Below are 20,923 nucleotides of genomic sequence, written 5' to 3'. Positions count from 1 at the left end.
GCATAAAATTTTATATCTTCAAATTATGAAGACCATTTTATCTAATTTAACCTTTCAAGTTTTAGTAGCCATTGCCTTAGGTGTTTTGGTGGGTGTGTTCTATCCAGGCTTTGCATCTTACGCAGAGTTAATTAGCAAGAGTTTTATCAACATGATTAGTATGCTAATTGCGCCAATCATCTTTTTTACCATTGTATTAGGGATTGCCCATATGGGCGACATGAAAAAAGTGGGAAGAGTCGGGGGCAAAGCTTTACTCTATTTTGAGATTGTTACCACATTAGCCATTATCATTGGCATGCTTGTGGCTAATTTGCTTAAACCTGGAATTAATGTAAATGTTCCAGCTGGAGATGTGGCTAAAATAGAAACGTATACTGCACAAGCTGGAGAAATTAATTGGTTAGAGTTTGTTGCGCACATTATTCCAAAAAACATTTTTGAAGCATTCACAAAGGGCGATATTCTGCAAATTTTATTTTTTGCTATTCTCTTCGGATATGGATTAAGTAAGATGGGAGAGAAGGGGCACTCCTTAATCGGTACATTTGATAAAATTTCAAAAGTGCTTTTCAACATCATGAAAGTGGTGATGCGTGTGGCTCCTATTGGAGCATTTGGTGGAATGGCGTTTAGTGTTGGAAAATATGGTCTGGGTACATTGTTGCCTATGGCAAAATTAATGGGCTCCGTATACTTAACCTGTTTTCTTTTTATTTTTGTGGTGTTAAATGCTATTTGCCGCTATTATAAATTCAGTCTTTGGCAATATTTAAAATACATCCGCCAAGAAATATTAATTGTATTGGGTACCTCATCGTCTGAATCGGTGTTGCCAAGTATGATGAAAAAAATGGAAGATATTGGCTGCGATAAGTCGGTTGTAGGTTTAGTAATCCCAACGGGTTATTCATTTAACCTAGATGGTACGGCTATTTATTTAGCGATGGCAGTTATCTTTTTAACCCAGGTTTTTAATATTGATTTAAGTGTTGGTGAGCAAATTTCGGTTATGGCGGTGCTGATGGTTACCTCGAAGGGAGCAGCAGGTGTTACCGGGAGCGGGTTTATAGTATTGGCCAGTACACTTACTGCGTTAAAAATTATGCCTGTAGAGCACATTGCGATATTATTGGGCGTAGATCGTTTTATGAGCGAGGCGAGAGCGATAACAAATATGATTGGAAATGGAATTGCTACCATTGTAATTGCCAAAAGCGAAAACGAATTTGACCAGCAGAAATATTTACGAGCCATTAAGCCAGCGGCGATTGAGAGGGCAGAGGAGGATCATTTTTAGTCTTGTGTTTTAAGTCGCTAGTCCAGACTCTAATTTTTGTTCGAGAATTAGAGTTTGGACTGAGTACTGCAGACTCTGCACTTTTTTCACAAATCTGTCTTTAGCATTTGACAATCCCTTGCATTTAGCTTAAGTTTGCACAAAAAATAGATAGAATGAGTGTTTTAGTAAATAAAGATTCAAAAGTAATTGTTCAGGGTTTTACCGGAAACGAAGGTACATACCATGCTGAGCAAATGATAGCTTACGGTACAAACGTTGTTGGTGGGGTAACTCCTGGTAAAGGCGGTCAAACACACCTTGATAAACCTGTGTTTAATACAGTTAAGGATGCAGTGGATAAAGCTGGAGCTAACGTGTCTATTATTTTTGTGCCACCAGCATTTGCTGCCGATGCAATTATGGAAGCTGCTGAGGCAGGGATTAAAGTAATTGTATGTATTACAGAAGGCATTCCTACAAAGGATATGATTGCTGTTAAATCATATATCGCTGATAAAGATTGCCGTTTAATTGGTCCGAATTGTCCGGGTATCATTACGGCCGATGAAGCTAAAATCGGTATTATGCCAGGTTTTATCTTTAAAAGAGGCACTGTGGGCGTAGTTTCTAAATCGGGTACACTAACCTACGAAGCAGTAGATCAGGTGGTAAAAGCAGGTTTAGGTATTACTACAGCTATTGGTATCGGTGGTGATCCAATTATTGGTACTACTACAAAACAAGCAGTTGAGTTATTAATGAACGATCCAGAAACTGAAGGTATCATTATGATTGGTGAGATTGGCGGTGGAATGGAAGCCGAAGCAGCCCTTTGGGTCAAAGCAAATGGCACCAAACCTGTTGTTGGGTTCATCGCTGGTCAAACTGCGCCTCCGGGACGTAGAATGGGGCATGCAGGGGCAATTGTTGGCGGGGCTGATGATACTGCTGCAGCAAAAATGAAAATTATGGCTGAATGCGGAATTACGGTAGTAGAAAGCCCGGCTGAAATTGGTGCTGCAATGGCGGCGTTGTTAAAAAAGTAAGAGATTTAATATAAGTTAAGAACGCTTCATGGAAACATGAGGCGTTTTTGTTTTGAGCTTTTTTTAACGTAGAGAAAAGGAGTTTTACACAGAGTTAGATGAGGTTTTTCGCCTAGTCTTTCGGTGTTTCAGGCCTTTGGTTTTTTATCAACCGCGAAACGCGCAAAGAAATGAAAAGGTTTTCTCTGTGTCTCTGTGAAATCTCGCTGTGCACGCTCTGTTAAGAAAATCAATTATATTTGTAAATAGCTGTAAGCAAAATCCAATTTGCGCGACAAAGCGTATATTATGATATAAAACAACATACAATGAACCCGACATGATTAAAATAATTATTAAACACACCTAGTAATGATCATTTTAATCATCACAGGCTCCATCTAACAATTAAACCGAGCTTGCGAGCTCATTGAAACCATTGAAAACAAAATGAACTTCAATAAAACAAATTTATAAAAAGATGAAAACGACAATACATAAAACGATAATGGTAATAAGCGTGTTATTAATTACATCATTAACTGCTTGCGCCCAAAAGGAAGAAAAAAAAGCTACACCTTCTAAAACAACAAAAAACATGGAGTGGAATAAATTAACAAAAGAAGAAGAAGATATTATTGTACGAAAAGGAACAGAGTATCCTGGTACTGGAAAATACGATAAGTTTTATGAAAAGGGCACCTATATCTGCAAAAGATGTAATGCGCCACTTTATAAATCAGATTCGAAGTTCGATGCACATTGTGGCTGGCCAGCTTTTGATGATGAGATTAAAGGGGCGGTGAAACGTATTCCTGATGCAGATGGACAGCGTGTTGAGATTGTGTGTGCGAATTGCGCAGCACATTTGGGTCACGTTTTTACAGGTGAAGGGTTTACGAAAACCAATACTCGCCATTGTGTAAATTCGGTTTCGATGATTTTTGTGCCTGAGAAAAAGAAGTAATATAACACTTTAGCCTAGTGCTTAAAAAAGCCGCCTTGATTTTTTTATCAAAGCGGCTTTTTTTATTTGAGCCTAGCTTGCATTTCGCTGATTACATCTTTGTAGGTATTGAGTAATCGCTCCCACTCTTTAAACTTTTCATCGTCTTTTGCCCCTGTATTTGCCTCGCCAGAAGATTCGCTTTGTATTTTTACCACATATTGCAAGGTGCCTGTATTCCCAGGTTTAACAATTACACGTGTACGGATCGTGTTATTCGGAAAATTTTTCATCGACCAAGCGGTACGTATGTAAGAGGTTTCTTTATCAGCCATTTCAATTACGTCGAAATAATTGGTTACAATGCCATTGATAATTTTCCATGCATCTTCTGGAGTTCTGGTTTCGCCTACTGCTATGGTAAAGTTTACGTTGGCTTGATCGCTTTGTATAGATGAGGTGTAAGCTTCGTCTGTTTTTAAGGCAATATGTTCGTTTACCGGTGGAACTTGCATATTGCTTTGGTTACAGAAGTTTTTAAGAATGGACACATAGCCTGCTCGTTCTATAATTACTTCAACACAGGCGCCCTCTACTACTTTAATGCTATATTCTCCAGTAGCAACCGGTTTACCATCTACTTTAATGGTGGCATCGGTTGGCGTGGTATTTACTCTTACTACCCTATCTTTTAAGCTAATGGTTTCGAATAAAGGAGTTTGAGGCATTCCTTCTTTGTTATAATAGGTGCGTTCTACCGGAACATAGCCTTCTTTTCTATATTCTACTGCTACATTGGTTTTGCTTGGGACGATGATTTCATCTGAATTGTCTGGTAGTTTTTTACCATCAACAAAAATTTGTGCATCGTTAGGAAACAGCTTTACCTTAACGGCCTTGTCTTCTAAAACAATAATATCATCAACTGGAGATAAATCTCTGCCAGGTTGATTGTAATACGTCTTGCTCTTTTTGTAATATCCCGGTTTTTTTACTTCAACCGTTGTTGAGCTGTTATCGGCTATATATACATATATTTTTCGGGTTCCGATTTCTACTCCATTTACAAAAATCTTTGCATCATAGGGCTCTGCAGTTATGGTAACCATGCGTTCTTTTAATTCAACAAGATCTTCTTTTTTAACGTCTACACCCTTTATTCTTTGATAGGTTTTAGTGAAGGGTTTAAACCCAGGTTTTTTAAAAATTACTTGAGTTGGAAAGTCTTTGTTGATTTTAATCTCGGCCGAGCCTGTTCCGATTAGTTCTTCTAAACCACCTGTTTTTACCTCATAGATGGTGGCATCGGCGGGAAGAACACTAATTTTTATTTTTTGAGCATGCGCAATGGTCGATAGTAACATTGCCAGAGCAAGTAAGTAATTATGTAATTTCATGAAGCTTTAATTTATTGCAATATCAAAAAAATAAATAATTTATTCAAATAGTACAGGACAATATACCCACCAAAGGGTGTGCGGAAGATGATTAAATATAGTTTTGTATATTTGCCCTCCGCTTTAAGGCGCTAAATACTAAATGATGTTGAGGATTAAACTTTTACTGTTCTTGTGCTTTTTGGCTTTTGGAGTGCAAGCTCAGGTGATGCCGGTTAAAGATCCCGACACGGTGGTTAAAACAATTTTTACCACTTACTACGCCAAAAAGTTTGAAGGCAGAAAAACAACAAGCGGCGAACGCTATAGGGCGGCCAAATTAACCGCTGCGCATCGAAAACTACCTTTTGGAACAATAATACAGGTTCGAAATCTACATAATGGTAAAGTTGTTGAAGTAAGGGTTAACGACCGCGGGCCATTCAGTAAAAAATTTGAACTTGATTTATCAGAAAGTGCAGCTAAAGCACTGGGTATCTATAGGCTAGGCTATGCTAAAGTAGAAATTTCGTATGTATTAAAATAGCATTAAAGTAGTTAATGTTACACCCTATTTTTTAAAATTATTAACACTCGTTTTGATTCTGTAAGTGCTTAAAAAGAAATAATTAGCTTTTTTCTATATCGTTTCTGACCGTATTTTGATGAAAACTAAGCCCTGTTTCGTTAAGATGTTAACAACTTTGTAAGGCAAAAAATCCCTCAACTTCTATATTTGTTAAACAAAGTTCTTTAAAAGAATCCACTCATAATATTATTTAAGTACTTAACATTTAGTTGATTAAAAACGATTGAAATTTGAACGTTTTTAAACTATACCAAGCTGAATAGTTTTTGTTGGCGGATTGATTTTGATAGAGTTTTAAAAGTTAAATTAAATGATATGCCGCAGGAAGAAGAATTATTGCTAAAGGAAAATAAGGACCGTTTTGTGCTTTTGCCTATTAAGTATCCCGCTATTTGGGAAATGTATAAAAAAACTGAAGCAAGTTTTTGGACAGCAGAAGAAATTGACTTATCTGATGATCAAAAGCATTGGGATAATTTAAATGACGGCGAAAGACATTTCATTTCTCATATCCTTGCTTTTTTCTCTGCTAGTGATGGTATTGTGAACGAAAACCTAGCGGTGAACTTTATGAGCGAAGTTCAATTGCCTGAAGCACGTTGCTTTTATGGTTTCCAAATTATGATGGAGAATATCCATGCCGAAACCTATGCGTTGTTGATCGATACGTATATTAAGGATCCGGATGAGAAAGATAGATTATTCCACGCCATTGATACCGTACCTGCAGTAAAAAGAAAAGCAGAGTGGGCCTTAAGGTGGATAGAAAATGGAACATTTGCAGAACGCTTGGTTGCTTTTGCGGCAGTAGAGGGAATTTTCTTTAGCGGAAGTTTCTGCTCCATTTTTTGGCTGAAGAAACGTGGCTTAATGCCCGGCTTAACCTTTAGCAACGAGTTAATCTCGCGAGACGAGGGTTCGCATTGCGAATTTGCTTGTTTATTATATAGTATGCTAAGTAATAAATTAAGTCAAGAACAAGTGCACGGTATCATTAAAGATGCGGTAGAGATTGAAAAAGAATTTATAACCGATGCATTACCTGTAGCCTTAATAGGCATGAACGCTAAATTAATGAGTCAATATATAGAATTTGTGGCGGATAGATGGTTACTGGAATTGGGTTACGCAAAAATTTACAATTCGACCAATCCATTCGATTTTATGGAAATGATTTCATTGCAAGGTAAAACCAATTTCTTCGAGAAGAGAGTTGGAGATTACCAAAAAAGCGGAGTGCTAACTTCTACTGAAGATAAAGCGGCAGCATTTTCGTTAGACGACGATTTTTAAAAAAAGGTAGTTAGTAGAAATAAAGATGGAAGGTTAGGGCTCCAGTCTTAATTACTCGATACTAACTAATTGATACTAATAAATATATTTTAAAACCTGGTGCCGCTATGCTAAATATGCACCAAAATACTTGTAAAGGATGTTTGTACTAAAAAGAGATGGCCGCAAAGAAGCGGTAAAGTTTGATAAGATAACCGCTCGTATTGAGAAGTTGTGTTATGGTTTTAATGCGGAGTTGGTAGATCCAATTGATGTTGCCAAAAAGGTAATCGAAGGGTTGTACGATGGTGTTACAACCTCAGAACTTGATAATCTTGCCGCAGAAACAGCAGCATCCCTAACTACAAAACATCCTGATTATGCGTTGTTAGCATCACGTATTGCCGTTTCTAACCTGCATAAGAATACCGTAAAATCGTTTTCAAAAACGATGGAAATGTTATACACTTATGTAGACCCTAAAACTGAAAAACCATCGTCGTTAATCGCCGATGATGTTTGGGAAGTAATAAAAGAAAATGCTGATATTTTAGATAGTACAATCATTTACGATAGAGATTTTGGTTTCGATTATTTCGGGTTCAAGACCTTAGAAAAATCGTATTTATTAAAAGTAAATGGTCAGATTGTAGAACGCCCTCAGCACTTATTTATGCGTGTTTCAGTGGGTATTCACAAGGGAGATATTGATAGTGTAATTAAAACCTATAACTTAATGAGTGAGCGTTGGTTTACTCATGCTACACCAACATTATTCAACGCAGCTACCCCAAAACCCCAAATGTCGTCGTGTTTTTTGCTAACCATGCAAGACGATAGCATTGAAGGTATTTACGATACACTAAAGCAAACCGCTAAGATCTCTCAAAGTGCGGGTGGTATCGGATTAAGTATCCACAATATTCGTGCAACAGGGGCGTACATTGGAGGTACAAATGGTACAAGCAACGGTATTGTGCCAATGTTAAAGGTATTTAACGATACGGCCCGCTATGTAGATCAAGGAGGAGGTAAGCGCAAAGGTGCATTTGCCATTTATATTGAGCCATGGCATGCAGACATTTTCGCCTTTTTAGATTTACGTAAAAATCATGGTAAGGAAGAAATGCGTGCACGCGATTTGTTCTATGCACTTTGGATTTGCGATTTATTTATGCAACGTGTAGAAGACAATGGCGATTGGAGTTTGTTTTCGCCAGATGAAGCCCCTGGCTTGTCTGATTGCCATAGCGAAGAATTTAACGCATTATATACGCGCTATGAACAAGAAGGAAGAGCCCGTAAAACCATTAAAGCTCAAGAATTATGGTTTGCTATTTTAGATGCTCAAATTGAAACAGGCACCCCTTATTTGCTGTATAAAGATGCAGCGAATAGCAAATCGAACCAACAGAACCTAGGCACCATAAAAAGTTCGAACCTTTGTACCGAAATTATCGAGTATACTTCGAAAGACGAAGTTGCGGTATGTAATTTAGCTTCATTAGCACTACCACGCTTTGTAATTAATGGCGAATTTGATCATCAAAAATTATATGATGTAACGTATCAGGCTACTTTAAACCTAAATAAAATCATCGATCATAATTATTACCCAGTAATCGAAGCTCAAAATTCTAACTTCCGTCACCGTCCAGTTGGTTTAGGTGTACAAGGCTTAGCAGATGCATTTATCTTAATGCGCTTGCCTTTCGAAAGCGATGCAGCGAAGGATTTAAATACCGATATTTTCGAAACTATTTATTTTGCTGCAATGACTGCATCAGCTGATTTAGCGGTGAAACACGGAGCTTATGAAACCTTTAAAGGCTCTCCATTATCGAAAGGTAAATTCCAATTCGATCTTTGGAATGTAACACCAAAAAGCAAAAGATGGGACTGGGATAGTTTGCGTAAACGCATTGTAAAAACTGGAGTTTATAACTCGCTGTTAGTTGCACCGATGCCAACTGCTTCTACCTCGCAAATTCTAGGGAATAATGAATGTTTTGAACCTTATACTTCAAATATTTATACTAGAAGAGTGTTAAGTGGAGAGTTTGTAGTGGTAAACAAACATTTATTGAAAGACTTAGTTTCCTTAGGTTTGTGGAGCCCTGCTATGAAAGACAGAATTATTTTAGCGAATGGCTCAATCCAAGACATTGCAGAAATACCTGATTATATTAAAGAATTGTATAAAACCGTTTGGGAGATTAAAATGCGTAACATCATCGATATGGCTGCCGATAGAGGAGCATATATTTGTCAGTCGCAATCCCTAAACCTATTTATTAATGCGCCAAATACTTCGAAATTAACCTCAATGCACTTTTATGCTTGGAAGAAGGGCTTAAAGACAGGTATGTATTATCTGCGTACTCAAGCTGCATCACAAGCGGTTAAGTTTACCGTCGAAAACCAAGGAGGTAAAGCTATTGAAGCCGTAATACCTGATGTAATTGCACAAGATCAAGTGGCTGAAGAGATTACCGATGGACCAGTTTGCTCAATGGAAGATGGTTGCATTAGTTGCTCTGGCTAGTTTTTAGTTTTACCATAAGTACGGAGGAGTAAGGTGGAAACATCGTACTCCTTTTTTGTGCTAGGATTTTTAGGATTATAGGATTACCAAGTTTAATAAGGCCGAAAGTTATTAGTTCGAAAGCCCGTTGTCTTGCAGTTCCCCAACTTCCCGACTTCCCAATTAAACCCCTAACTTTGCATACATGACAAAGCACGAAGTTATTCCTTGTGAACGCTGTAATACAGCAATTGAATGTAAAGCAAATTCGTTTACGAAATGTCAATGTAGTGAGGTACAATTAAGCATCAATGAAGTACAACATATTAGCGAGTTATACGACGGATGTTTATGTGCAAAGTGCCTAACCGAACTTCAACACGAATACCGCGAAGATTTAGGAGGTTAATTTTCTCACTTTATATGCGAATTCAAAAATGTCAAATATGGTGGTTTTTTGACACGCTAATATGCGATTTCGGGAAATGTCAAGTATAGATCGTGTTTTTCTGAAAATCGCTCTTAAATGGTCTTTAAGGGCTTAAAATCAAAAAAATTATAGGGTCGAAATAGTTGTAAAATGTTGTAACAATGCATTTTATTTGATGTCAATATTGGGCTTGATAAATGAATTATCACGTATAAAAACATTAAATAAATACAATTATGGAAGCGCTCATTTTTAATTACTGGGGGATTTTGGTGGCACTGATGTGCATCGTTTTATACAAATATATTTTACGTTTCTTTTTTGGGATGGTTATTGTTCCAGAAGACAAAATTGGTTTAATTACAAAGAAATTCGTGCTATTTGGTGCAGATAAAGAACTGCCAGATGGGCGTATTATTGCTCTTAAGGGCGAAGCAGGTTTTCAAGGTAAAACCTTAGCGCCTGGATTGTACTTTGGAATGTGGTTTTGGCAATATAGCGTAACGATGGAGCAGTTTACCATTATTCCTGAGGGACAAATTGGTTTAATAATGGCTAAAGATGGTGCTGAAATACCAACAGGAAATATATTAGGGCAGTGGGTAGATTCTGATAATTTTCAAGACGCAGTTAAATTCTTAGAAAATGGAGGACAACGAGGTCGTCAAACTTCCTATATCACTTCAGGTTCGTATCGTATTAATACCATGTTGTTCCAAGTTTCTTTAACCAATATGGTCCGCATCCAAGAAAGCATGGTGGGTATCATAACCACATTAGATGGTTTGCCAATTGAGGCCAATCAGATAGCAGGAAAGCTAATTGATGGGCACAATAATTTCCAAGATTTTGATGCCTTTATACAAAGAGGTGGTAATAGAGGCTTGCAACCACAGGTTGTTTTGGCGGGTTCCTATAACCTAAATCCGTGGGCAATTCAGATGGAAGAAATACCGATGACCGAAATTGCTATTGGTTATGTTGGGGTAGTGATTTCTTTTATCGGTAGCGATGGAAACGATTTAACAGGTGCAGATTTTAAGCATGGTAATATTGTGGCTAAAGGATCAAAAGGAGTTTGGCTTGAGCCGCTTGGCCCTGGTAAATACCCAATTAATAAGTACATTATGAAGGTAGAACTTGTGCCAACCACAAATTTGGTTTTAAATTGGGCATCAGCCCGAAGCGAAGCTCATAATTTAGATAAAAACCTTTCTACCATAACCGTTCGTTCAAAAGATGGTTTCCCTTTTAATTTAGATGTGGCTCAAATTATTCATGTGCCAACTACCGAAGCGCCTAAAGTAATTGCTCGTTTTGGAAATATGGTTAATTTAGTTTCACAGGTTTTAGAGCCAACCATAGGTAACTATTTCAGAAATTCTGCTCAAGATAGCGATGTGATTGCCTTTTTAAGCACTCGTAAAGAACGCCAAGAATCTGCAAAGGAACACATTCGTAAAGTTCTTGATGAGTACAATGTGAATGCTGTTGACACATTAATAGGTGATATTGTACCACCAGAAGCATTAATGAAAACGTTAACAGATAGGAAAATTGCTGAGGAAGAGCAAAAAACGTATCAAACGCAAAAAATGGCACAAGAGCAACGTCAAGGTGTGGAAAAAGAAACTGCTATTGCCGATATGCAGAAAGATATTGTTAAAGCCCAACAAAGTGTTGAGATTGCAGAACGAACAGCGAGTGCTACAGTTAAAAAATCTGAAGGTGATGCTGCTGGCGTAAAATTGGCTGTTGGAGCAGAAGCAGAAGCCACAAAAATGAGAGCACATGCTGAGGCAGAAGCTACAAAAGCCAGGGCACAGGCAGATTCAGAGGCCATTAAGTTAAAAGCATCGGCGCAAGCCGAGCAAATTTCGCTAACAGGTTCGGCCGAGGCAGGTAAAATTTTAGCGGTTGGTAAATCCACTGCAGAAGCGTATGAGTTGGCGGTTAAAGCTTTGGGTGGCGAAAACTTTACCCGTTATAAAATTACGGAGGAACTATCTAAAGGTAATGTTAAATTAATTCCAGACGTATTAATTGGTGGTAGTAATACTGGTGGCTCGGCTATGGATGGACTTTTAGGTTTGAAATTAATGGAATTAATGGATCCTGAAAAAAAGAAAGGAGAGATGAAAGCTATTGAAATTATAGAGAAACCAAAATCCAAATAGCATGATTAAAATTAACCTGCCAACTATTTTGGCAGGTTTTTATTTAATTAGCCTGGGATATGTATCGCTACTAACGTACCCTTTCCCGGAGCCGTATCAAAATCTATTGTACCTTTTAAGAATTCTACTCTAGAATACATATTAGCGATGCCAATACCAGATTTAAGAGCGATTTTGGTTTTGTCGAAACCTTTGCCATTATCTTCTACGGTGGCAGAAATGCCATCACTATCTTTAATTACGGTAATGTTTAGTTTGCTAGCACCCGAATGCTTAATCACATTATTAACCGTTTCTTGAATCATGCGGTAGATTACAGTTTCAGTTTGCTCATCTAAACGCTGGTTTAGTCCAACAGTTTCTAAATTGATTTTGAGAATGTCTTTATCTATCTTATTTAAAAACTCTTTAATAGCAGAAGCTAAGCCTGCTTTGATTAGCGCATTTGGCATCATTTGATGCGAAATACTGCGCATTTCGTCGTAGCAATCGTTTACCAAACCGAGTGTGTGTTCGGCCTGTAAACTATTTTCTCCTGTTAATTTTAATTTTTGGAATAGACCATTAAGATTAATTAATGCCGCAGATAACATTTGCCCAACACCATCATGTAAATCGCCAGCAATTCTTCTTCTTTCTCGCTCTTCGGCATCTAAAACTGCTCTGGCTGCAAGATCCTGCTGTTTGTTTACTTCTTCCTGTAGTTGAGATTTTGCTTTCAGTTTTCTTCGATTATATACAAAGTAGGCTAATATGATCACCATAAAAAGAATTATTACTAAGGCAATAAGCTGTATATTTCTTTTTTGGACTTTGAGTTTCTGATTGGCTATTTCTACTTCATTCTTTTTAAGAAGTAAATTTTTCTTGTCGACTTCATATTTCGTTTTAAGCTCTTCAACAATTTTGTTTTTGCTTAAATTTAGGATTGAATCTCCTACTTCTGCCGATTTTTTTAAATGTTCATATGCAATTTTGTACTGATTGTGGCCCGCTTTAATTTCTGACAATTTTTCGTAAGCGTTTTTTAAAATCACCTTTTCACTAACTTCGTTTGCAAGCTTAATTGCTTTATCAAGCCATTTTATAGCATTAGTCGTATCTTTTAACTGCTTGTGTACTATACCAATGTTATAATAACTATGACTGATGAATTTTCGATCACCACTTTTGGTATAGGCAACTAAGCTTTTAGAAAAATAACTAAGCGCATTCTTGTAATCTCTTTTCTCATTGTAAATGCTTCCAATGTTTTCATAATTAGTTCCTAAACCAGTAATATTGCCCTTTCTTTGATGTATTTGAGATGAAAGTTTAAGGTAATGAATTGCAGAATCGAGTTGATTAAGTTTTTGAAAAGTACTACCTATGTTATTATAACTCGTTGCAATTTCTATTGAGTCTTTTGCCTTCTTTGCTAAAGCATTGTAATTTTTAAAATATTTTAGGGCTTCTTTGTAATCTTCCTGAGCAGAAGCGCTAATGCCGAGTAAGTTTAAAACCCTGCCACTCCCATTGTCTTCGTTTAGCTCTTCAAATATTTTTAATGCTTTTAAGGCAAATTGTATGCTGTTCACAAAATCGTGCTGACTGTTATAAGAGGTAGCAATGTTTAAGTTAGCTTTTCCAATTTCTAAAGGAATATTTAGCTCCGTAAAAATCGATAAACTTTGCTTATAGAGCAAAATTGCTTTTGGAAAATTACTTTTTCTATGCTCATATATTCCTTTTAATTTTAACGAAACAGCTTCGCCATTTTTATAATTCCCAGTTTTGGCTAAATCATAGGCTTTATTGGCGTATATAATTAATGAATCTGGCTTTATCAAGAATTTCATTCCCGTCGCATTTAACTGGTCTACTTTTTCTTTGAGATGTGCATCTTGAGAAAATACAGTTTGATGGAGGAAAAGAATAAGAAGTATAATCAGTGTTTTGCGGTAATCTTTCATGTAATTAAATGAGCCAAATTCGAATTAAATTTAAGGAGTGAAAAGTATTTTTCATATCCGTACTATTACGTATTTTCAGCATTAGATCTAATACTAATTTTAGTATTAAATTACTATATTTATTTTTACTACACTACTAAATTAATAATTATGAAGATCCTCTTGGTTGATGATCATGCGATAGTTTCTGATGGATTACAAGCCCTTTTGCTTGCAGTAGACGGCCTTAAAGTCGTAAGTAAAATCACCTCGGGAGATTTTGCCCTGGCTTACCTTAAACAGCATGAGGTTGATTTGTTGATTACCGATTATTCGATGCCGGATATGGATGGTATCACATTGGTAAAAAAGGCAAAACAAATTAAGCCTGAATTAAAAATTATCGTGCTAAGTATGCATGACGAGGTGGTAATGATTCGCGAAATGCTTTCGGCGGGTGTAGATGGTTATGTGCTTAAAAAATATGCGCAACAAGAATTAGTTAATGCCATCCAAATGGTAAGCAACGGTAGGCAATATTGGAGTGCAGAAGTGAATAAGGCGTTATTGAGCTCGTTATTGCCTCAAGAAATGCCAGAGAACCAAATCACCGATAGAGAACTCGAAGTGTTACGTTTGTTGGCTCAGGAATTAACGAGTAAACAAATAGCCGATAAATTGTTCATTAGTGAAAGAACGGTAGAAACCCATCGCAAAAATTTAATGAGAAAAACAGGTGCGAATAATGGCATCGGCTTGATGCGTTATGCATATAGCAAAAAGCTACTTTAGGGTATCGGCTTTTTCCTTAACTTTGCAATATAATTTCTAAAGATGAGCAAAGTAAATATTGGTCTAGTGCAAATGAGTTGCACGAAGGATAAACAAGAAAATTTAGATAAAGCGATTGTACAAGTGAGGGAAGCCGCTGCAAAAGGAGCGCAAATTATTTGCTTGCAAGAGCTTTTTACTTCTCTATATTTCTGCGATGTTGAAGATTACGACAATTTTGATTTAGCAGAGAAAATTCCTGGTCCTTCTACAGATGCCTTACAACGAGTAGCAAAGGAGCTAAGTGTAGTAATTATTGCCTCGCTATTTGAGAAACGAGCCGAGGGTTTATATCATAATACTACAGCCGTTCTTGATGCCGATGGTTCGTATTTAGGTAAGTATCGTAAAATGCATATTCCAGACGATCCTGCTTTTTACGAGAAATTTTATTTTACACCGGGTGATTTAGGTTATAAAGTTTTTGAAACCAAATTTGCCAAAATTGGAATCTTAATTTGTTGGGACCAATGGTATCCAGAAGCTTCTCGTATTACAGCTTTAATGGGTGCCGATATTCTATTTTATCCCACCGCTATAGGTTGGGCAACCGATCAAGACGAAGAGACCAATCAAGATCAATACAATGCTTGGCAAACCATACAGCGCTCGCATGCTGTAGCTAATGGTGTTCCCGTAGTAAGTGTAAATCGTGTTGGCTTTGAGCAAGATGGTGCCATGAAGTTTTGGGGCGGAAGTTTTGCCACCAATGCTCAGGGAAAACTGCTTTATCTGGCCTCGCATGATAAAGAAGAAACCGAAGTGGTAGAACTCGATTTAAATCAAAGTGATTTTATGCGTAAACATTGGCCATTTTTAAGAGATCGTAGAATTGATTCTTATCAGCCGATTACAAAAAGGTATTTAGATGGGGATTGATTAGTTTGAAAGTCCGAAATACTGAGGCCAAAGTTTAAAAGAAAGTTTGTAAGTTAGCAATGCAAAGTTATCCCGGTCTAAAATATAGATGCGGCTTTTAAATTTGAAAAACTTACAGTATGGCAGAGCGCTTTAGCCTTGGCCGATAACATAAACTTACAAACAAAATCTTTTCCTAAAGATGAAATTTTTGGGCTAACCTCCCAAATGGGAAGGGCAGCAGACTCTGTTGGTTTGAATAATGCAGAATACATAATTTTTTCGCTATAAATTATTTGTTAAAGGAACATTTTTCGAGGACCTATATGCCAATTGCGAGCAGATTTTAGTAATGATAAATGGCCTAATAAAATTTTTATACCATGCAAGAACACCATAAAAATACCCGCCCTAATCCATCCAACTTTCCGACTTCCGGACTTTCGGAGATTAATACCCCAAAAAAGCTAGGGTATTCTTTTCCTGCTGAATGGGCAAAACATGAAGCCACCTGGTTAAGTTGGCCGCATAAAGAAGAATCGTGGCCTGGTAAAATTGAAACTATTTACGAGCCATATTGCCAATTTATTAAAATTGTTGCTACGGGAGAAAAAGTTAGAATAAATGTGAGGGATGAGCAGATGAAATTATTCGCCCTTGCGCATTTGGAAAAAGCAGGAGCCGATTTAAATCAAATTGAATTTTATTTTAACGAAAGTAATGATGCGTGGTGCCGCGATCATGGTCCAGCTTTTGTAATTCGAGGAAATGAAAAGGCAGTGATAGACTGGGGTTATAATGCTTGGGGTGGCAAGTATCCACCATTTGATTTGGATGATGTAATTCCGACTAAAATTGCTAGACATTTTAACTTGCCTTTGTTTACACCCGATATAGTAATGGAGGGGGGCTCAGTTGAATTTAATGGTGCCGGAACCATTTTAACCAGCACTGCATGTTTGTTAAACGAAAATCGAAATCCACATCTTAGTAAAGAGCAAATTGAAACCTATTTGAAGGAGTTTTATGGTGCTGAACAGATTTTGTGGGTAGGAGATGGTATTGTTGGTGATGATACCGACGGACATATCGACGATATTACCCGTTTCGTAAATGAAGACACCGTTCTTACGGTAGTGGAAAGTAATCCGCTAGACGAAAATTATTTATTGTTGCAAGAGAATTTGGTTGCTTTAAGAGCAATGCGCTTAGTCGATGGCCGACCGTTAAATATCATTAAATTACCGATGCCCTCGCCAGTAATACATGAAGACACACGTTTGCCAGCATCTTATGCTAATTTTTATATTGCTAATGCTGCAGTAATTGTGCCTACTTTTAGAGATGTAAACGATAAAATTGCTTTAGAAATTATTAAAAAAGCTTTTCCAGATCGAGAAGTTGTTGGAATAGATTCTACAGACATTATTTGGGGATTGGGCAGTTTTCATTGTTTAAGCCAGCAAGAACCTTTTTGTTAGTCTTGAGTCTATTGATAGTAAAAATTAATAGTTTAATTTGATTAGTAACTAAGTAAACCAATTAACCAATTAAAACAGTTCAACAGTTAACCAATTAGTATTAACTTTACCATTATAAACATTTAAAAATGAAGTTACTCGAAGGAAAAACGGCACTGGTAACCGGTGCATCTAAAGGAATAGGTCGCAAAATAGCCGAAAAATTTGCAGAGCAAGGTGCGAATGTCGCTTTTACCTATTTATCATCTGTAGAAAAAGGTGAGGCTTTAGAAAAAGAATTACAAAGCTTTGGCACTAAAGTTAAAGGATATCGTTCTGATGCCTCTAAATTTGATCAAGCTGAACAATTAATTAACGATATTGTGGCAGAATTTGGCGCAATTGATATCGTTGTGAATAATGCTGGCATTACAAAAGATGGTTTGTTGATGCGTATGAGCGAGGAGAACTGGGACGATGTAATTAACGTGAACTTAAAGTCGGTTTTCAACATCACCAAAGCCGCCTCAAAACCAATGATGAAAGCGCGTAAAGGTGTTTTCATTAACATGAGTTCAGTAGTTGGTGTAACTGGTAATGCTGGGCAAGCAAACTATGCCGCCTCGAAAGCAGGCATTGTAGGCTTTACTAAATCAATTGCAAAAGAACTAGGCTCAAGAAATATACGTGCAAATGTGGTTGCTCCAGGCTTTATCCGTACCGAAATGACCGAAGTGTTAGATCCTAAAGTTGTTGAAGGTTGGGAAGCGGGCATTCCGCTAAAGCGTGCAGGTGAAACTGAAGATATTGCCAATGTATGTGTGTTTTTAGCCTCAGATATGAGCGCGTATGTAACTGGGCAAACCTTATCGGTTTGTGGCGGAATGCTATAAGCTGTAAGAAATTTCCTCATCCCATGAGTATCGACAGGATACAAATACTCATCGGATGAGGGAAATAATTTAGTACATGATAAATTTTTTCACCTTCTCTTCTGTAGTTTCTTTTTTAGCCTGCTTAGCATTAGGTGTCTTATGTGCTTGGCTTTTATATGGTAAACTTGCACATCTACCCCTACCGTTAAGAATAGTTTTAAGCGCCTTACGCATAATTGCCGTAAGCTTAATTAGTTGGATGCTCTTTGCGCCACTTTTCAAAAAAATAGCCTACACTCCCGAAAAGCCCATCATTATTTTAGCACACGATAACTCCCTTTCGGTTGCTCAAATTAAACCTGTAGGCTTTGATGAAAAGGCCTATCAAAGAGATATGAACGAATTAGTTGCCAAACTTTCTTCGAAGTACGAGGTAAAAACCTATAGCTTTAGCGATAGCGTTAAATCGGGCTTAGCGTTTTCGGGAACTGGAAAATTAAGTAATGGCGCTGTGCTAATCGAACAGCTTAAAGACGAGGTGTTAAACCGAAATTTGGGTGCGGTAATTATTGCTAGTGACGGTATTTTTAATCGAGGTGGTAATCCACTATACGATTTAAAGGAATTAAATGCACCAGTTTATACGATAGCTATGGGCGATACCATCCCCAAAAAAGACGTATTAATTGCCGATGTAAGTTATAATAACCTCGTATATCTAGATAATGAATTTACACTGGATATTGAAGTTCAGGGATATCAAGCCCAGGGAGAAAACACAAAGTTAACAGTTGCCGAAAATGGGGTAAAGGTAAAAGAAGAAAATGTTGCAGTAAATTCCGTAGAATTTATAAAAAACATTTCGATTAAGCTTAAAGCAAATAAAGTTGGTATTCAGAAATATAGCATTAGCGTTTCAAATCTAAAAAACGAAATCACCACCAAAAACAATACTCAAACCATTTTTGTAGAAGTGATTGATGCACGACAGAAAATCTTGCTGGTTGCAGGAAGTGCTCATCCCGACATTTCAACTCTAAAGCAAGCAATTGAACTAAATAAACACTACGAAGTAACCGTGGCTTTGCCTGACGATCTAAATCAGTTCGACTTAAACACCTTTAGTTTGGCCATCCTCTACCAATTCCCTGGTCAAACTACGGCGAATCAAGATTTTGTTAATCAGTTAAGCGGGAGTAAAATGCCCATGTGGTTTATATTGGGAGCACAGAGCAATGTTAGCGGTTTTAACCAGGTACAGCGATTGGTGAAACTAAATAGAGCAAGTGGATCGATGCAAGAAATATTCCCGCTTTCGGAGCCAAATTTTACGCTGTTTACGATAGATCCGAATGCGATGAAACAGTTGATAGATTACGATCCCCTGCAATCGCCCTTTGCCAATTTGGCTATTAATGGGAGCTATTCTGCTATTTTAAACCAAAAAATCGGAAGAATAAATACACAATCGCCCTTATTATTTTTTATGGATGATCAGGGGAGAAAAATGGGATTTTTGTTAGGAGAAGGGATTTGGAAATGGAAATTGGAAGAAGCAAAAGATGTCAAAAACTTACCTTTAGTAAACGAATTAGTTTCGAAAACGATCCAGTACCTTTCTGTGAAAGATGATAAAAGAAAATTCAAAGTATCTTCCAGTAAGCCAACATTCGATGAAAACGAGCATGTTATTTTAAATGCTACTTTATACAACGATGCTTACGAGGCTGTAAACACATCAGATGTTACCGTTCAACTTAAACCCGAAAATGGAAAAATATTTAACTATACATTTTCGAAGTTTGGAGCTGCTTATCGTTTAGATGCAGGTAGTTTACCTGAGGGTAATTATACTTACTTTGCAAGTACAACTTTAGGAAGTCAGAAATATACGGCCACCGGTTCCTTCTATGTAAATACATTAATTACTGAATTCCAACAAACTACAGCTAACCATCAATTGCTTTATACCATGGCACAACAGAATGGCGGAAAAATGGTTATGCCAGCACAATTATTAAGCATAGCTGATGAATTGAGTAAAAATGAGAATATAAAAACCATTAGTTACGAAGACCGGAAATACGAAGAACTCATTAACTTTAAATGGTTATTCGCCTTTATTATGGTACTATTAAGTATAGAATGGTTTTTGCGAAAACGTAATGGAGAAGTATAATGGAAATTACTACCACTTATGCCATTGAAACACTAGGGACAATAGCATTTGCTATTTCTGGCTCATTTGCGGCGATGCAACGTAGGTTAGATCCTTTTGGGGTGTTGATTATTGCCTTTGTTACTTCTATTGGTGGGGGTACTGTACGCGATTTATTATTGGGCGATACACCAGTAGCCTGGATGAGAGATGTAAATTATTGTCTTCTCATTTTGGTTACTTCCCTGTTAACCATTTTCTTTAAAAGCTATATTAAAAAGTTTAAAGTCACACTTTTTTTATTCGACTCTTTAGGTTTAGGTCTATTTACCTTAGTTGGCGTTCAAAAGGGAATTATTTTTGGCTTAAGTCCTGGTATTTGCGTTGCATTAGGTACAATTACGGGATGTTTTGGAGGAATAATTAGGGACACCCTGCTAAATACCATTCCGCTGATCTTCAGAAGAGAAATTTATGCCACTGCTTGTATTTTAGGTGGTGTGCTGTATTTTGCATTGGTGCGTTTTAACCTCGAGGCCGATGTAGCTAAGGTTATTGTAATCTCATTTATTTTTACGCTAAGAATTGTGGTAGTGAGGTATAAATTGGCTTTGCCGAAATTTGGATATTAAAAAAAATGGAAGATGTAAAAGGTAAAATGGAAGAGGGCTTGGTCTACTCGTATATATCTTGTTTCAAGAAGGTTTCTAGCTTTCCTGTTTTATAAGAATCAACGAGTTGCCAAAGTTCTTTGGACCACGTTTTTTTGTTTTCTTGTTTATCAAGATAGGGCAGAACAAGTTGCATAGCCCCTAAAATTTTTTCTTTTTGGTTAGTGATCAACTTATTTTCTAAAGCAAACTTGGTGAGTGCAGCCATGTACATCATCATTAATTCAGTATCCGTATTAAAAAAATTAGTTTCTTTCTCTTCTAGCACAAAGGTATCAAATGGCGTATCGTTCATCCAGCGAAGTAAGAATTGTCCTGCTTCTTTTCTATAAGCATTTTTATGATTAATTGGAGTGGCAAATAAATAATCAGTTACTTTAAGGACTACGGGCTCTATTTCTTTATAATGTACCTTTTTGGTGAGTTTAATATGTTTTAAATTAGGTAGTTCTTGAGCGGAAGAAGAACCAATGGCAATTAAGAAAAAGAAAGAAAAGAATACACTATTCTTCATTGCT

At 37.0% G+C, this 20,923-nt stretch carries 18 protein-coding genes; 15 read left to right on the top strand and 3 right to left on the bottom strand.

The annotated features are described in order from the left end of the window. Window positions 1–25: 25 nt before the first annotated feature. The 3 genes from dctA to WG904_RS00695 all read left to right on the top strand — a co-directional run bounded on the left by dctA (window position 26) and on the right by WG904_RS00695 (window position 3,274). Window positions 26–1,300, top strand: coding sequence for a C4-dicarboxylate transporter DctA (dctA, locus tag WG904_RS00705; protein WP_339577380.1), 1,275 nt, complete (start codon window positions 26–28; stop codon window positions 1,298–1,300). Window positions 1,301–1,455: 155 nt separating this feature from the next. Then, window positions 1,456–2,328: a succinate--CoA ligase subunit alpha gene (gene sucD, locus WG904_RS00700; protein WP_339577379.1), complete on the top strand. Its 873-nt coding sequence runs from the start codon at window positions 1,456–1,458 to the stop codon at window positions 2,326–2,328. Between the two features lie 460 nt (window positions 2,329–2,788). Beyond that, window positions 2,789–3,274 (top strand): methionine-R-sulfoxide reductase, encoded by a 486-nt coding sequence (locus tag WG904_RS00695; RefSeq protein ID WP_339577378.1) that lies wholly within the window; start codon window positions 2,789–2,791, stop codon window positions 3,272–3,274. Window positions 3,275–3,336: 62 nt separating this feature from the next. Here WG904_RS00695 and WG904_RS00690 read toward each other — a convergent pair whose 3' ends face one another. Beyond that, complete coding sequence (locus tag WG904_RS00690; RefSeq protein ID WP_339577377.1) at window positions 3,337–4,650, bottom strand: hypothetical protein; 1,314 nt, start codon at window positions 4,648–4,650, stop codon at window positions 3,337–3,339. A 145-nt stretch (window positions 4,651–4,795) separates the two neighbouring features. On the opposite strand from WG904_RS00690, the gene WG904_RS00685 reads away from it, so the two are divergent. From WG904_RS00685 to WG904_RS00665, 5 genes are all read left to right on the top strand, one after another. After that, window positions 4,796–5,176, top strand: coding sequence for a septal ring lytic transglycosylase RlpA family protein (locus WG904_RS00685; protein WP_339577376.1), 381 nt, complete (start codon window positions 4,796–4,798; stop codon window positions 5,174–5,176). 357 nt (window positions 5,177–5,533) lie between these two features. Next, complete coding sequence (locus WG904_RS00680) at window positions 5,534–6,511, top strand: ribonucleoside-diphosphate reductase small subunit (RefSeq protein WP_339577375.1); 978 nt, start codon at window positions 5,534–5,536, stop codon at window positions 6,509–6,511. Between the two features lie 139 nt (window positions 6,512–6,650). Continuing rightward, the gene (locus tag WG904_RS00675; RefSeq protein ID WP_339577374.1) at window positions 6,651–9,035 is read left to right on the top strand and encodes a ribonucleoside-diphosphate reductase subunit alpha; all 2,385 of its coding nucleotides are present in this window, start codon (window positions 6,651–6,653) and stop codon (window positions 9,033–9,035) included. A 184-nt stretch (window positions 9,036–9,219) separates the two neighbouring features. Further along, on the top strand, window positions 9,220–9,423 hold the full coding sequence (locus WG904_RS00670; RefSeq protein ID WP_339577373.1) for a cysteine-rich CWC family protein: 204 nt from the start codon (window positions 9,220–9,222) through the stop codon (window positions 9,421–9,423). A 257-nt stretch (window positions 9,424–9,680) separates the two neighbouring features. Beyond that, window positions 9,681–11,621 carry an SPFH domain-containing protein gene (locus tag WG904_RS00665; protein WP_339577372.1) on the top strand — a complete coding sequence of 647 codons (1,941 nt, stop codon included), beginning with the start codon at window positions 9,681–9,683 and terminating at the stop codon, window positions 11,619–11,621. 47 nt (window positions 11,622–11,668) lie between these two features. Here WG904_RS00665 and WG904_RS00660 read toward each other — a convergent pair whose 3' ends face one another. Beyond that, window positions 11,669–13,573 (bottom strand): tetratricopeptide repeat-containing sensor histidine kinase, encoded by a 1,905-nt coding sequence (locus tag WG904_RS00660; protein WP_339577371.1) that lies wholly within the window; start codon window positions 13,571–13,573, stop codon window positions 11,669–11,671. Window positions 13,574–13,723: 150 nt separating this feature from the next. Between WG904_RS00660 and WG904_RS00655 the strand changes: the two genes are divergently transcribed. From WG904_RS00655 to WG904_RS00625, 7 genes are all read left to right on the top strand, one after another. Beyond that, a complete protein-coding gene (locus WG904_RS00655) occupies window positions 13,724–14,344 on the top strand; it encodes a response regulator (RefSeq protein WP_339577370.1) in 621 nt (206 codons plus the stop codon). A gap of 42 nt (window positions 14,345–14,386) precedes the next feature. After that, the gene (locus WG904_RS00650; protein ID WP_339577369.1) at window positions 14,387–15,262 is read left to right on the top strand and encodes a carbon-nitrogen hydrolase; all 876 of its coding nucleotides are present in this window, start codon (window positions 14,387–14,389) and stop codon (window positions 15,260–15,262) included. Between the two features lie 84 nt (window positions 15,263–15,346). Further along, window positions 15,347–15,532, top strand: coding sequence for a four helix bundle protein (locus WG904_RS00645; RefSeq protein WP_339578601.1), 186 nt, complete (start codon window positions 15,347–15,349; stop codon window positions 15,530–15,532). Window positions 15,533–15,624: 92 nt separating this feature from the next. Beyond that, a complete protein-coding gene (locus WG904_RS00640; protein WP_339577368.1) occupies window positions 15,625–16,722 on the top strand; it encodes an agmatine deiminase family protein in 1,098 nt (365 codons plus the stop codon). A gap of 128 nt (window positions 16,723–16,850) precedes the next feature. Continuing rightward, entirely contained in the window at window positions 16,851–17,594 is a 744-nt protein-coding gene (gene fabG / locus WG904_RS00635) for a 3-oxoacyl-[acyl-carrier-protein] reductase (protein WP_339577367.1), read from the top strand. 76 nt (window positions 17,595–17,670) lie between these two features. Continuing rightward, window positions 17,671–19,755, top strand: coding sequence for a hypothetical protein (locus WG904_RS00630; protein WP_339577366.1), 2,085 nt, complete (start codon window positions 17,671–17,673; stop codon window positions 19,753–19,755). Beyond that, on the top strand, window positions 19,755–20,366 hold the full coding sequence (locus tag WG904_RS00625) for a trimeric intracellular cation channel family protein (protein WP_339577365.1): 612 nt from the start codon (window positions 19,755–19,757) through the stop codon (window positions 20,364–20,366). The genes WG904_RS00630 and WG904_RS00625 overlap by 1 nt, the downstream gene beginning before the upstream one ends. A 43-nt stretch (window positions 20,367–20,409) precedes the next feature. On the opposite strand, the gene WG904_RS00620 is transcribed toward WG904_RS00625, so the two are convergent. Beyond that, complete coding sequence (locus WG904_RS00620) at window positions 20,410–20,919, bottom strand: hypothetical protein (protein ID WP_339577364.1); 510 nt, start codon at window positions 20,917–20,919, stop codon at window positions 20,410–20,412. Window positions 20,920–20,923: the final 4 nt, after the last annotated feature.

It is taken from the genome of Pedobacter anseongensis, from assembly GCF_037482965.1.
Taxonomy (GTDB): domain Bacteria; phylum Bacteroidota; class Bacteroidia; order Sphingobacteriales; family Sphingobacteriaceae; genus Pedobacter; species Pedobacter anseongensis.
Note: the sequence above shows the minus strand (reverse complement) of the source record. Positions and strands in the feature narration are given on the sequence as shown.